This is a genomic window from Streptococcus sp. ALY_208 (assembly GCF_058314295.1).
On record NZ_JBZFUI010000001.1, the window covers coordinates 217,200 to 231,911 of the forward strand.

Here is a 14,712-nt window from a genome sequence, read left to right on the forward strand (position 1 = left end):
GAAGAGGTACATTTATGTCTCGTACACCATTTATCGCTGGTAACTGGAAAATGAATAAAAATCCACAAGAAGCTAAAGCTTTTGTGGAAGCTGTAGCTGCTAAAATTCCAGCTACAGGTGTTGAAGCAGGAATCGCTGCTCCAGCTGTTGACTTGACAGCTGTTCTTGAAGCAGCTAAGGGTTCAAACCTTAAAGTTGCTGCTCAAAATACTTACTTTGAAAATTCAGGTGCTTTCACTGGTGAAACTAGCCCACAAGTACTGAAAGAGATCGGAACTGACTATGTTGTTATCGGTCACTCAGAACGTCGTGACTACTTCCACGAAACAGACGAAGACATCAACAAAAAAGCAAAAGCAATCTTTGACAACGGTATGCTTCCAATCATCTGTTGTGGTGAATCACTTGAAACTTATGAAGCAGGTAAGGCTGCTGAATTTGTAGGGGCACAAGTATCTGCAGCATTGGCAGGATTGACAGCTGAGCAAGTATCATCACTTGTTATCGCCTATGAGCCAATCTGGGCTATCGGTACTGGTAAATCAGCCACTCAAGACGATGCGCAAAACATGTGTAAAACTGTTCGTGATGTTGTCGCAAAAGACTTTGGTCAAGAGGTTGCTGACAAGGTGCGTATCCAGTACGGTGGATCTGTTAAGCCTGAAAACGTTGCATCATACATGGCTTGCCCAGATGTTGATGGTGCCCTTGTTGGTGGTGCTTCATTGGATCCAGAAAGCTTCCTTGCTTTGTTGGAATTTTAATTTTAATAAAAAAAGAACTGCCTTGGCAGTTCTTTTTTTATTGGCGACCTGTGATTTTTTTTAGGAGGCTAATCATTTTATATTTTAGGGGATGTGGATAGTAGCTGAAAGCGCCTGGGCGACGCTCAATATGTCCATTAAAATTCTGTTTAAATTTTAAAATACTATCACTGCCATCAAAGAGGCCTGAAATACCTCTAAGATTATAACTGGTTATCCCTTGATCAATGGCTTCATGCATGACATATTCTTGAAGTAGTCCTGGGGCATAGAAGCGGTTGAATTCTGGGTAGGAGCCGCTGAGAAAATAAACAGCTTCTTGAGGAGTGAAGATAAAGATAGCACCAGCTAGGACTTGGTCTTCTGATCCGTAGGTCGTAATAAGCTCTTTGGCTTCTGAACGTCGCTTATCAAAAGTCTCTGATTGGCTGAGAAGCTCTCGGAGCTGATTGTGCTTCTTGTTTGAATTTGGATGGGTGAGCAAGTCTTCTTGAAGCTTATGGATACGTTCTTTTAGCTGATCTTGCTGGAGGGTTAAATTCTCGAGATAATCGGTAAAGTTGAGGGTTGCCATCAGGAACTGCACCTGTTTGCCAAAACTATCGTACAAAAATTCGTAGTAGGATAGAGGCTTATCGTTATATGAACGTCTCTCAGATGTTGCTTCAGTTAATTCCTTGAAAAGATGAAGTTCCTCTCTTTTGAGCGGTCTTATATTGGTTCCAAAGGTTCCAGCTTTTTTTACTAAAGATTTCCCTTGTTTGGTAAAAGTTTTGAGCAGGCTGTCTTTGGTCAGATCAGTCAAATCTTTAACATAATGCCAATCGCTGGTTTCAAAGCCTTGAGTTAATCCAAGATGTTTGAAGCCAGCTGCTTGATAAGTAGCTATCAGCTGGTCATTCGTTGCCGAGTCGCTCTGACCATCGGAAGTGAAGGTTTGATAGATATCGTAGGGCTTGACAGTTATTTCTAGGGCCTTGATAGACTTGGCAAAGGATTTAAGCTCTTCTAAAAAAGCAGGAATGTGATCAAGATTAGTATAAATGGGTCCATAGTAAATTTCGGAGTGCAGGCCACCCAGAATAGGGGTGGAGTAGATAAGAGCTGCGACAGTTAGCTGTCCGTCAGTCTCATAGCCTAGGTAATCAACACGATAACCGCGCTGAGTAAAGACCTGCCCCATAGCAGCAGACTGTTCAAAACTTTTTTGTTTGACGGTCGTTGCAAATGTTTGAAATTCCTCTGGTGTTAGTGTTTTTAGCATGACATTATCTTCCTAACATCTTTTTAATGGTCTGGATGATCCTATATTTGAGAGGGCTTGGATGGTAGCGGAAGGTCCCCATCTTACGAACAATATAGCCGTTGAAGTTTTGCTTAAAGCGCAAAACACCATCACTATTGTCAAAGATTCCTTGAATCCCTAAGAAGTTATAGGTTGGGATTTGGCGCTTGATGGTTTCTAGCATGACGTGCTCTTGCAAAAGAGCCGGTGCATAGTAGCGATTGAACTCTGTGTAGGAACCGCTAAAGAGGTAGACGGATTCTTGAGGGGTGTAAATGAAGAGACTACCGGCTAGGACAACATCTTCTGATCCATGCTGGTCAATTGCCTCTTGGGCCTCAACTAGGCGTGTCTCTAGTGTATCTAATTGTTTTTCTAGCTGCTGGCGTTGTTTTTTAATTTTTGCACCATCGGCCCCTTCATTAATGGCTTTAAGGATAGGATCTAGTTGGTTTTGTAGAGCTTGTTTTTGTTGGGACAAGGATTGGTGATAATCCTGAAAATTAAGGGTCGCAATCATGAACTCTGCCTTATCTCCCCAGCTATCATAGAAATCTTGATAGTATTCTAGAGATTTATCACTATATTCCCGTCGATCTGAGGTTGAGCTGGTAATATCTTTAAAGATATGTAGTTCATCTCTTTGAAGTTTGCGAATTTTTGTTCCAAAAGATTTGGCTTTTTTAACCAGAGGCCGTCCCTTTTTACTAAAAGATTGGATCAGGTTATCTTGGATGATTCCTGTCATATCCTTGATGTAGTGCCAGTCTGGCTCTCCGCCTGGATAACCAGTTTGAAGACCATCATGACTAAAGCCTAAATCCGTTAGCCTTGTAATCAATTCTGGTCTCTCATGGTCTGTGGGATTTCCTTCGCTATCAAACGTTTGATAGGTATCGTAGGGCTTGATAACAAGCTCGAGAGCCCCTTGAGACTTGGCATAGTGCTGAAGTTCTTGGTAAAAGCTAGTCAGATAGGTAGGGTCTGTCCAGAAGGGGCCAGAGTTGATTTCCATATGAAGTCCCCCAGTCATAGGCATGGTATAAAGGACAGCTGCAACAGTTAGTTGCCCATCAACTTTCAATCCGACATAGGTCGCTTCATAACCTCGCTTACGCAATAGCTGTGCCATTGGAACGGATTGCATAAATGATTTATAGGCTACAGATCGACTGAAGGTTTCAAAAATATCTTGACTGAGAATTTCAAATATCATTTAGTGCTTACTCCTTAGTTGCTTGCGCTTCGTATAGGCGAACATAGCTAGACGGTAGAAAGGACTGACGGGAATGTTGAACTCCCCGATAAATTCTTCAAATCGTGGTTCAAATTTTGACTTGAAAGCAAAAAGACCACCATCTAGCTGGTTTTCTACCCCTCCTAAATTGAGCCAGCGGTTGCCTCGTTCAAAAGCATGTGCAGCTGTTTCAAACCAGACATATAAAGGGGCTTGGTAGCGACGGAAGGTATCATCCATGCCGGCGTAAAGATTCTCAGATGTCTTTGCAAACTCCAAGGTCAAAGTTCCTGCTAGCGGAACCTTTTTAAAGCCTTGATGGATATAAGGTGCGATAAAGGTTAGTTCCTCTTCAAGACGCTTAATATCATTTTTGGTGTTTTCAACTTTGCCGGGTTTAGTTTTTTCAGTGTATTTTGCCAGAGTTTCTTTTGTCTTATCCAACTGAGATTCCAGTTCAGCCTGTCTGTTATTGAGATCCAGGTAGGCCATAGTAATAAAGGAATGATCTGGATAGGCGGTTAGCATCTTTTTGTAATAGTCACTATTGCGTAGATGGATAGATTTACGTTCCTCAGTCTTTTTCATCAGACTAGAAAAGTCTTCTAGTAATTCTAAACCACCAAAGGTAATCGTAACGCCCTTATTTTTGCTCGTCCGAATGGCTTGCCGGATGTTTTTGGCAAGGGAATCTAAAGAGAAATCTTCAGCATAGATATTAGCTTGGAAACGTGGTTGGATGGTTTCTGATAGATCCTTTGTACGACCTGACCAGTCGCAGCCTAACTCTTGGAGCGTGGTTATGAGTGCTTGGGCCTGAGCCTTATCTTGGAACTCAGCCTTGCCTTTTTTATCAGCGATTAGCACCATAGGATCGAACTTGAGAAATAAAGCTTTTTTAGTTTTTGCCACTTTTTTGAGAGTATCAAGTGTATAAGTTACTAGCTCTTTGTTAGTGTAATCTATAACGGGTCCACGAGGAACATAGACCATCGTACGTCCTAGGGGTAACTGACGGATGAGGAGCAGGGCAGCACCAGTCAAGTTTTCATTTTGGTATATACCTAGCCGGACACTTTTCCAGTCATCCTTGACCTTGGCCCAGCTGCTGCTTTGAAAAAGGTTAACCTGCTCCTGACTGGCGATAAAATCATCATATTCAGAAGTAGGAATATCTAGCTTATAGCTATACATATTAGTCTAATACCCACTTTCTAATGGCGTAAGCAACGCCAGATTCATCGTTTGTTTTAGTGATGTGCTTGGCGATTTTTTTGAGTTCAGGGTTACCATTTGCCATGACGATGGGAGTCCCTACAACCTCCAGCATGGCACGGTCATTTTCCTCGTCACCGATAGCCATGGTTTCTTCCATGCTCAGACCTAGGTGCTGTGCTAGGTGTTTAACAGCTTCTCCCTTACTAGAGGTTTTATTGAGCAGCTCTAGATAGAAGGGGCGGGACTTTACAATCGTAAAGCGTTCGTAGAACTCAGCTGGGATCTTTTCGATAGCAGCATCTAAAAGATCTGGCTCATCGATATACATGGCTTTAACAAAGGACTTGCTCGATAGTTCCTCGGGTGTTCGATAGAAGATGGGCATATCGACCAGGGTGGATTCGTGAACAGTGTATTTGCCAATATTACGGTTGCTTGTGAAGATACCATTCTTATCAATAGCGTGTGAATGGACTCCGAGTTTGTTGGCTAGACTTTCGATGTCCAGATAATCCTCGTAGGACAGGGCATCGATCAACAGCTCTTTACCTGTTGCAGTTTCTTGCACTAGACCACCGTTGAAAGTAATGACATAGTTGCCCGGTTCATTGAGCTTGAGTTGCTCAAGCAGACTTTTCACCCCAGCGATAGGCCGTCCAGTCGTGATGACAATCTTGACTCCAGCAGCCTTGGCCTCCTGTACAGCATTAAAGACGTCCTTGGTAATTTGGCGATCACTATTGACCAATGTACCGTCTATATCTACGGCAACGAGTTTAATTGACATAATATCTCCTTATAGGTATTACGTATATACGTAAATCGCATGAAAAATAGCCCTTATAGGCCTAAAATCTCAGTTACTATGATACTAAAAATCCTGCCAAATGTCATGGCAGGACTTGTCTAGAGAAGGTAGTCATTCTTGATGTGACTGAGGAAAATTTCTTTCTCAGCTTGAAAGAGGTCATCAGCTACTAGCATTTCCGCAGGAAAATAGAAGCGATAATCGCCGTGAATGGTGCCGGTTAGAGATTTGACCAAGGCTGATTCTTGGCTAAGCTCTTTTAGGCTACCATCTTTTTGGAGCAGCTCGATTTGAGTACGTGGATTTTCCTTCTCAGGTCTGTAGATATCGTAAGGAAGATCAAAGTTTTTGTGCTCAGTTGTGTAATAATCAGCGTCATATCCGATTGCTGAGATCATCTGGCGCAGTTGGCTCAGGGAAGTTTGGCTATCCTTTGTGATGATAACGGATTTAAAAGGTTTACGGTTGATGAAGCGGCTGGCTAAATCTGCAAGAATGGCATCGTCTGCCAACATCCAGCTTTGGAAGTAGGTATTCATGACACCATCGTCCAGCCTTAAGTAGTCGCTCAAAGTATAGTTCTGCTCGAAAAAAGGAATAAGGCAGGGAGAAGTTTTCTGGAAGTAGGTACTGTTCTTTGGATAGAGCACTTTGGCACGCTTGAGAAGATTTTGTAAGAGGACTTCCATGGCGCGGCTAGCAGGGTGAAAGTAGACCTGCATGTACATCTGATATCGACTGACAAGATAATCTTCGATGGCATGGGTACCATTGATGGTAAAAGCAATTCCATTGCCGTGGGGGCGTATAACGCTTAAAATACGAGTCAGATCAAATTGACCGTAGCTAGCGCCAGTATAATAGGCATCACGCAGGAGATAATCCATACGGTCACTGTCGATTTGACTGGAGATGAGCTGTTCGACCTGTTTGTTGGGATAGGTGTGGTTGATGACACTGGCTACCTTGTCTGGAAAATCAGGTGATACTCGGCGTAATACCGCATTGATCTGAGTGTTAGGATTAGTGATAATATCCTGTGTTACAGCCTCATGATCGGTGTCAAAAAGGCGCTCAAAGGTGTGAGAATAGGCTCCGTGTCCTAGGTCATGGAGCAGGGCTGCAGTCATAGCCAGCTGACTGTCTTCACTTTTCCATCGGTCAGGATAGAAGGTTTCAAAACGCTCAATAATGCGTTTGGTGATATGGTAGACACCTAGACAGTGAGAAAAACGATTGTGTTCAGCTCCATGGAAGGTATAGCTAGTTGTTGCTAACTGTTTGATCCTACGGAGACGCTGAAATTCATGTGTATTAATCAGATCATAGATCAATGGATCTGTGACAGAAATATAGTTGTGAACGGGATCTCGAAAAATTTTTTCTTTCATGGCTCTAGTATATCAAAAATTGCTTATTTGGGTTGAAATTGGTAGAATATTAGAGCGAAAAAAAGAGGAGATATTCCTATGAAAATCCATATTCATAATACCATTCAAATGGCAGGTGAGACGGAGATTATCAATGAAATTCATGAAGGTCAGTGGACTGTAAAAGCTGATTGCCATTATCTGGTTTATATCAATCAAGATGGTGAGAAGGTCGTTTTGAAAATGAGTGACGAGGAGCTGGTGATGAATCGTTTTTCAACACCAAAGTCTAGCATGCGTTTCACGCAAGGTGATTTAAATGTTGCTAGTATTCCTACACCATTGGGTGTTCAGCGCTTGGTGACTCAAACTTTCAAATATAATCTGGACCTGTCTCATCAAAAGTTGAGTTTGACTTATGATCTTCTCAGTGCTCCTGACAGTCTTGACCCCTTGGCATCCTACAAAATGATCATTACTTGGCGCTGATATAGGCCTCAAAATCGTTGTCAACTGCTTGGCTTTTTAGTATAATGGATAGCGATCAAGGGAGTAGCGGACAGTGCTTATCATACTTACTTAGTGATGATAGGGTCTGTGTCAGTGTCGTCAATACGAAAGCAATTTCCGGCACTGACTTAAACGGCGAGACTTGTTTAATATGAACAGGTCTCTTTTATTTTGTGATAAGGGAGACTAGAAAAGGAGACTATTTTGGCTAAAGAACAGAAAAAATTAGCTTACTATACTCAAGCTGAAGACGATGTCCTAAAAGCTCTAGAAACGTCGAGGGATGGCTTGACTAGCGCCCAGGCAAAGGAGCGCTTGGAAGCATATGGTCGCAATGAGCTAGATGAGGGTGAGAAGCGTGGTCTGCTAGCTAAGTTTATCGATCAGTTTAAGGATTTGATGATTATTATTTTGCTAGTAGCAGCAGTCTTATCCGTCATGGCAGAGGGAGCACATGGTGTGACGGATGCCTTGATAATTTTGGCGGTTGTCGTGCTTAATGCTGGTTTTGGTGTGTATCAAGAGGGACAGGCAGAAGCAGCTATTGAAGCTCTTAAGGATATGTCCAGCCCCATGGCGCGTGTTCGTCGTGATGGTCATGTTATTGAGATTGATTCTAAGGAATTAGTTCCTGGGGATATTGTTCTGCTAGAAGCTGGTGATGTTGTGCCAGCGGATATGCGCCTTTTGGAGGCTGCTTCTTTGAAAATTGAAGAGGCTGCTCTTACGGGTGAGTCGGTGCCAGTTGATAAAAATATCTCGGTAGAGCTTGCTGCTGATGCAGGGATTGGCGATCGTCTTAATATGGGCTATCAGAACTCTAATGTCACCTATGGTCGTGGATCTGGGGTTATTACCAATACAGGGATGTTTACTGAGGTTGGTAAAATTGCAGATATGCTGGCTAATGCTGATGAGACGCAAACTCCACTTAAACAAAGTATGGAGCAGCTGTCTAAAGTTTTGACCTATATGGTCATTGTTGTGGCTTTGATCACCTTTTTAGTTGGTGTTTTTGTTCAAAAAGAGTCACCTCTTGATGGCTTGATGATTGCGGTTGCTTTGGCGGTGGCTGCTATTCCGGAAGGACTTCCTGCTATTGTGACGATTGTCCTATCTATGGGGACAACGGCCCTGGCTAAACGTCATTCGATTGTTCGTAAACTTCCTGCTGTGGAAACACTGGGGTCAACTGAGATTATCGCATCTGACAAGACCGGAACCTTGACCATGAACCAGATGACTGTTGAAAAAATTTATTTCAATGGTGAGTTACAGGGAGCCTCGACTGAGCTTGCTGCTGGGAACAATGTCTTGCGTATTATGAATTTTGCCAATGATACCAAGGTGGACCCTGATGGTAAACTTCTAGGGGATCCAACTGAGACGGCTTTGGTGCAATTTGGGCTTGATCATAATTTTGATGTTAGAGAAATACTCAAATCAGAACCTCGTGTGGCAGAGCTGCCATTTGATTCTGAACGCAAGCTTATGACGACTGTTCATGAGCAAGGCGATGGGACTTACTTTGTTGCGGTCAAAGGGGCTCCTGATCAGTTGCTCAAGCGCATTACACAGATTGAGGATAAGGGAAGCGTTCGTCCGATTACGCAAGCCGATAAAGAAGCTATCTTAGCGACTAATAAGGATATGGCCAAGCAAGCTCTTCGAGTTCTTATGATGGCTTATAAGAGGGTTCCTCAGATTCCAACTATGGAAACGGAAACTGTCGAATCTGAATTGATCTTTGCTGGTTTAGTGGGAATGATTGATCCTGAGCGTCCAGAAGCAGCTCAAGCTGTTGAGGTTGCTAAGGAAGCAGGCATTCGTCCGATCATGATCACAGGGGATCACCAAGATACAGCTGAAGCCATTGCTAAGCGCTTGGGAATTATCGACGAAGGGGATGCTGAGGACCATGTCCTGACTGGGGCTGAACTTGATGAGATGTCCGATGATCAATTCCAGCAGGTCTTCAAACAATATTCTGTTTATGCGCGTGTTTCGCCTGAGCATAAGGTCCGTATCGTCAAGGCTTGGCAAAATGATGGTAAGGTTGTTGCTATGACTGGTGATGGGGTTAATGATGCGCCATCCCTTAAAACAGCTGATATTGGGATCGGTATGGGAATCACAGGTACCGAGGTGTCTAAAGGCGCATCTGACATGGTTCTTGCAGACGATAACTTTGCAACCATCATTGTTGCTGTTGAAGAGGGGCGTAAGATTTTCTCAAATATCCAAAAATCTATTCAGTACCTTCTTTCGGCCAATATGGCAGAAGTCTTAACGATTTTCTTTGCAACCTTGCTTGGTTGGGATGTCTTACAGCCAGTCCATCTTTTATGGATTAATCTAGTGACTGATAGTCTTCCAGCTATTGCACTTGGTGTTGAGCCGCCAGAGCCTGGTATTATGAGTCATAAACCTAGGGGTCGCCAGTCCAATTTCTTTAATGGCGGTGTTCTAAGCGCAGTGCTCTACCAAGGTGTTCTTCAAACGATTTTGGTATTGGGTGTCTACGCTTTTGGGATCAATTTCCCTGAGCATGCGGGAGATAAAGCCATTCATGCAGATGCTTTAACCATGGCCTTTGCGACCCTTGGCTTGATTCAGCTGGTACATGCCTATAATGTTAAGTCTGTTTATCAATCCATCTTTACCGTAGGTTTTTTCAAAAACAAGACCTTTAATTGGGCTATTCCAGTGGCCTTCATCCTTTTGATGGTGACCATTGTAGTACCAGGCTTTAACAGTCTCTTTCATGTTGCGCATCTCAGCGCAACTCAGTGGTTAGCTGTTATTGTTGGTAGTGTTCTTATGCTAGTTATTGTAGAGTTTATCAAGGTTATTCAACGTGCTCTTGGCAAGGATAAAAATGCTATCTAAGGAATACTGTAGCCATACAATTTAGATGATAAAAACCCAACCAGCTCCTAAGAGCTGGTTGGGTTTTTTAAAATAAAGAAAGGATTGAAACTTTTTTCGTGACCGATCGTAGTATCTAAACCATGTCCTGGATAGACTTGATAGTGATTGGGGAGAGTGAACAACTGTGTTTTGATGCTAGTGAGGAGCTGCTCTTTGTTACCAGTAGGGAGGTCTGTTCGTCCGATAGTCTCACAAAAAAGGGCATCTCCGGAAAAGACGAGTTCTTGTTCTGGGAAGATAAGAGACACACTACCCCAGGAATGTCCGGGTGTTTCGACCACTTGGAAGTGAAAATTAGCTAGATGGTAAGTTTGTCCAATGTGATAGTACTTGTCAGCGGCTCTAGCAGTAACATCTGGCATATCAGCATGGCGGGGCAGACCGGATAAGTTATCAAGGGGACTGGTTAGCCAGCTGGCCTCTTTTTCAGAAATATAAACCAGTGGAGAGTGAAAATGATCTCGTACAGCATCCACGCTCATAATATGATCATAATGGGCATGTGTCAGTAAAATGGCAGCAACTGGTTTGTTTAAACTGGTCAGTTTGTCAATGATCTGACTGGTATTGCTGCCTGGGTCGATGACTAAAAGAGCTTGTTTATTTTCTAGAATATAGGTGTTTTCAGCTGCGACAGTATTTCTAATGACATCAATTTTCATCTTGTGACCTCCTTATTTACTGCTATTATAGCTTACCTTTATTAAAAAGCTAGCAGAAAGACACAAGATGCTTTCTAGTGCGATTGGAAAAGGACAGTTGTCAAAATCAAGAAAACGCTTGCATAATCAAAGTGAGAGGTCTATAATAGATCCCATAAGAAAATTGGAGGTTATTATTATGTCAAAAGTTGCTATTGTTACTGGTGCTGGTCAAGGGATTGGTTTTGCAATCGCTAAGCGTCTGCATGCAGATGGATTCAAGGTTGGTATTTTAGATTATAATGAAGAAACAGCCCAGGCGGCTGTTGCCCAGCTATCAGCTGAGGATGCTTTGGCTGTTGTGGCAGATGTATCCAAGCAAGAACAAGTTGAGGCAGCTTTTGAAAAAGTTGTGGCACATTTTGGTGATCTTAATGTCGTTGTTAATAATGCTGGTGTGGCTCCTACAACTCCTCTGGATACTATTACCCCAGAAACTTTTGAACGCACCTTTGCTATCAATGTTGGTGGTGTGATCTGGGGAGCTCAGGCAGCTCAAAAGATTTTCAAACGCCTAGGACACGGTGGTAAGATTATTAATGCTACGTCGCAGGCTGGTGTCGTGGGAAATCCTAACTTGACCATCTACGGTGGGACTAAGTTTGCTGTCCGTGGTATTACGCAGACATTGGCTCGTGATTTAGCAGATCAAGGCATTACAGTTAATGCTTACGCACCGGGAATTGTTAAGACACCTATGATGTATGATATTGCTCATGAAGTCGGTAAAAATGCTGGTAAGGACGACGAATGGGGTATGCAAACCTTTGCTAAAGATATTACCCTCAAGCGCTTATCTGAGCCAGAAGATGTAGCTAATGCTGTTTCTTTCCTAGCAGGTCCAGATTCAAACTACATCACTGGTCAAACAATCATTGTAGATGGTGGTATGCAATTCCACTAATCGAGGTTAGAAAAGCTGGTAAGTCCAGCTTTTTTAGTATAATAAAATAAGCGATAAAAAGGAGGGCATGATGTCAGTATTTGAAGAATTAGCTCAAGGAGCAAAGCTCATTGATGTGCGAAGTAAGGCAGAGTATGATGACGCTCATGTAGAGCAGAGCCAACTTATCTCACTGGGAGATTTGGCAGAGGCAGATTTAGGTGATAAGGATCAGGCCATTTTCATTCACTGTGCTGCTGGTGGTCGTGCTGAGCAAGCCAAGCAAATTTTAGAAGCTAAGGGTTATCAAAAGGTTACTAATTTAGGCGCCTTAGATGATCTGGAAGCTATGGGATTTGACATTATTTAGTAGCAATGAGCTCTTATTTCCCTAAGATATTTTAAGGGGCCCCTGCTTTTTAGCTAGGGGTATTTTTGGTATAATGAGATTATTATGACAGACAAGAAAAAAGCAAACAAATATGCTGTTGTCGATCTAGAAGCAACTGGAACTTCAGCTAGGGCACAGATTATCCAGATCGGTATTGTTGTCGTAGAAGACGGGGATATTATCCAGACGTATGAGTCTGATGTTAATCCCCATGAACCCTTGAGCGAGCATATTATTAATTTGACTGGTATTACAGATGAGCAATTGGCCCAAGCTCCGGATTTTTCTCAAATTGCTCAGGAGGTTTATGAACTACTCGATGGCTGTATTTTTGTTGCCCATAACGTTAAATTTGATGCTAATCTTTTGGCAGAACAGCTTTTTCTGGAAGGCTTCGAGCTGAGGAATCCAAGGGTAGATACAGTAGAACTATCTCAAGTTTTCTTTCCAACCCTGGAACGCTATCGGTTGACGGATTTATCCCATTATCTTGGTCTGGACTTGAGGCAGGCTCACACTGCTATTGCAGATGCCCATGCTACAGCTCAGTTGCTTTTAAAAATTAGGGAACGGATTGGTAGCTTACCACGTTTGACGATCGCAAAACTCTTGGATTTTGCGGATCACCTACTCTATGAATCTCGCTTATTAATTGATGAAGTTTATCAAGAGATGTCCCCCCAGCTTCCTAGGGGCTATGTGGAAGTTGGCAATCTTGTTTTAAGAGCAGAGGAAGCTCTTTTATCAGAAAGACAGGTTTCTGATGATTTTGAGACGAATTTGGCCTTGCTTGATTTGGATGCTAGAGCAGAGCAAGTTCTTTTTGCTCAGGATATTAGGGATCATCTGGAAGGGGAATTGCCTCACTTCGTTCAGGCTAGAGCAGGTATTGGCAAGACCTATGGTTATCTTTTACCCTTATTAGCTGGAGCTAAGCAAGGGCGCATCATCGTCAGCGTTCCCACTAAGATTTTGCAGGATCAAATTATGGCACAGGAAGCTAAGCGGTTAGCAGAGGTCTTCCATATTTCGAGCCATAGTTTGAAGGGGCCTGCTAACTATATCAAGCTGGATGCTTTTTATGATTGTTTAGAAAGGGAAGATAGTAATCGTCTTTTCAATCGTTATAAGATGCAGCTCTTAGTATGGCTGACGCAGACTGAGACTGGTGATTTGGATGAGATTCAGCAAAAGCAGCGCTACCAAGCGTTTTTTGATCAGATCAAGCATGATGGTAAGCTCGAAGCTAGTTCGCTGTTTTGGGAGCAAGATTTTTGGAATCGTTCCTATAGGCGTTCCCAACAGGCCAAAATCGTTATTACTAATCATGCTTATTTCTTAACACGGGTAGAAGATGATAAGGAATTTGTAAAAGGGCAGTATTTGGTCATTGATGAGGCTCAGAAACTCTTCTTGGCTATGGAGCAGTTTTCAAGGAGGCAAGTTGATCTGACCAAAACTGTAAAAGATCTGCATAGTCGCTTGGGTCACAGCCACAGCCAGTTGGAAATGCGTCTCTTAGAGAGTTTGCAGTTTGAATTGTCACAGATCAGTCTTGATTTTCATAAAAAGAATCAGGCCGATGTCGCTATGGAGCGTATCCAGCAGATACGTCTGGATCTCGAGGAGCTAGATAGTCCAGAGCTGGCTCCCTTGAAAGAGGCCTTGCTTCCTAGCTATCCCAATGTTTGGGTTAGTCAGGAAGAGTATCAGGATCATCGTGTGACTTATTTAAATAGTGCCCGTTTGGATTTTATGAACTTCAGTACTTTTTTACCCAGTACAGCCAAGACTTTTTTTGTATCAGCAACTTTAGATATTAGTGAGCGTATTGCTCTACCCCAATTACTTGGCTTTGATCGCTATACCCAGACGAGTTTGCCGCATGAAAAAGAAAGGCAGCAAGAAATTTGGATTGACTCTAGCATGCCTCCTATCAAGGACTTATCACAGAGTGCCTATGCGCAGGCTATTGTTGAGCGCCTTCGTGCCATAAGTCAGCTTGGCCGTCCTATCATTGTCTTGTTTAATGCTAAAAAGTTGATGCAGGCTGTTTCTGAAAGGTTGGATCAGGCTTCCTTATCTCATCTTTGTCAGGATAAAAATGGCTCAGCGGCCAATATTAAGCGTCGTTTTGACAGAGGGGAAAGCTCAATGATTTTAGGAGCAGGTTCCTTTTGGGAAGGGGTTGATTTTGCTAATCAAGATCAGCTCATTGAGGTGATTACCCGTATTCCTTTTGATAATCCTGTTGATCCTTTTAGTAAAAAGCTCCATCACCAGTTAAGTCATCAAGGCTACAATCCCTTTTATGATTACACGCTGCCGCTGGCTATCTTGCGGATTAAGCAGGCTATCGGGCGGACTAAGCGCAGAAACCATCAGAGATCTGCTGTTCTTATTCTTGATAATCGACTATTAACGAAAGATTATGGTTCGCTGATACAAGCCTCTCTAGGTCAGTCCTATGAGCTTAAAGCAGGTCATTTAGAGGAAATCTTGCCAGAAATGGCGCAATTTTTTAAAAATATTTGATATAATGAAATGGCAACTATTCTAGGAGAGCTGCCTAGTGAATGGATAATTGGGGGGGTTGTAAAGCTAGATGGATCAG

12 protein-coding genes are annotated in these 14,712 nt (G+C 42.7%); 6 read left to right on the forward strand and 6 right to left on the reverse strand.

The features are described from left to right. Positions 1 to 14: 14 nt before the first annotated feature. The gene (gene tpiA, locus AC4HAI_RS01070) at positions 15 to 764 is read left to right on the forward strand and encodes a triose-phosphate isomerase (protein ID WP_491078238.1); all 750 of its coding nucleotides are present in this window, start codon (positions 15 to 17) and stop codon (positions 762 to 764) included. A 37-nt stretch (positions 765 to 801) separates the two neighbouring features. Here the strand turns inward: tpiA and AC4HAI_RS01075 are convergent, their stop codons facing one another. The 5 genes from AC4HAI_RS01075 to AC4HAI_RS01095 form a co-directional block, all read right to left on the reverse strand. Further along, a complete protein-coding gene (locus tag AC4HAI_RS01075) occupies positions 802 to 2,028 on the reverse strand; it encodes an aminoacyltransferase (RefSeq protein WP_491110098.1) in 1,227 nt (408 codons plus the stop codon). A gap of 4 nt (positions 2,029 to 2,032) precedes the next feature. Then, a complete protein-coding gene (locus AC4HAI_RS01080; protein ID WP_491110099.1) occupies positions 2,033 to 3,265 on the reverse strand; it encodes an aminoacyltransferase in 1,233 nt (410 codons plus the stop codon). After that, complete coding sequence (locus AC4HAI_RS01085) at positions 3,266 to 4,480, reverse strand: aminoacyltransferase (RefSeq protein WP_491110100.1); 1,215 nt, start codon at positions 4,478 to 4,480, stop codon at positions 3,266 to 3,268. Position 4,481: 1 nt separating this feature from the next. After that, positions 4,482 to 5,291, reverse strand: a complete 810-nt coding sequence (gene yidA / locus AC4HAI_RS01090) for a sugar-phosphatase (RefSeq protein WP_491078242.1) — start codon at positions 5,289 to 5,291, stop codon at positions 4,482 to 4,484. A gap of 119 nt (positions 5,292 to 5,410) precedes the next feature. Next, entirely contained in the window at positions 5,411 to 6,703 is a 1,293-nt protein-coding gene (locus AC4HAI_RS01095; protein WP_491110101.1) for an HD domain-containing protein, read from the reverse strand. Between the two features lie 78 nt (positions 6,704 to 6,781). Between AC4HAI_RS01095 and AC4HAI_RS01100 the strand changes: the two genes are divergently transcribed. Both AC4HAI_RS01100 and AC4HAI_RS01105 read left to right on the forward strand, forming a co-directional pair. After that, positions 6,782 to 7,171 carry a YwiB family protein gene (locus AC4HAI_RS01100; protein ID WP_491110102.1) on the forward strand — a complete coding sequence of 130 codons (390 nt, stop codon included), beginning with the start codon at positions 6,782 to 6,784 and terminating at the stop codon, positions 7,169 to 7,171. Between the two features lie 225 nt (positions 7,172 to 7,396). Next, positions 7,397 to 10,081: a cation-translocating P-type ATPase gene (locus AC4HAI_RS01105; RefSeq protein WP_491078245.1), complete on the forward strand. Its 2,685-nt coding sequence runs from the start codon at positions 7,397 to 7,399 to the stop codon at positions 10,079 to 10,081. A gap of 47 nt (positions 10,082 to 10,128) precedes the next feature. On the opposite strand, the gene AC4HAI_RS01110 is transcribed toward AC4HAI_RS01105, so the two are convergent. Further along, on the reverse strand, positions 10,129 to 10,785 hold the full coding sequence (locus AC4HAI_RS01110) for an MBL fold metallo-hydrolase (RefSeq protein ID WP_491078246.1): 657 nt from the start codon (positions 10,783 to 10,785) through the stop codon (positions 10,129 to 10,131). Between the two features lie 178 nt (positions 10,786 to 10,963). Here AC4HAI_RS01110 and AC4HAI_RS01115 point away from each other — a divergent pair, with 178 nt between their 5' ends. From AC4HAI_RS01115 to AC4HAI_RS01125, 3 genes are all read left to right on the forward strand, one after another. Then, positions 10,964 to 11,728 (forward strand): (S)-acetoin forming diacetyl reductase, encoded by a 765-nt coding sequence (locus AC4HAI_RS01115; RefSeq protein WP_491078247.1) that lies wholly within the window; start codon positions 10,964 to 10,966, stop codon positions 11,726 to 11,728. A 70-nt stretch (positions 11,729 to 11,798) separates the two neighbouring features. After that, on the forward strand, positions 11,799 to 12,077 hold the full coding sequence (locus AC4HAI_RS01120) for a rhodanese-like domain-containing protein (RefSeq protein WP_491078248.1): 279 nt from the start codon (positions 11,799 to 11,801) through the stop codon (positions 12,075 to 12,077). A gap of 84 nt (positions 12,078 to 12,161) precedes the next feature. Continuing rightward, positions 12,162 to 14,633 (forward strand): bifunctional DnaQ family exonuclease/ATP-dependent helicase, encoded by a 2,472-nt coding sequence (locus AC4HAI_RS01125; RefSeq protein WP_491110103.1) that lies wholly within the window; start codon positions 12,162 to 12,164, stop codon positions 14,631 to 14,633. Positions 14,634 to 14,712: the final 79 nt, after the last annotated feature.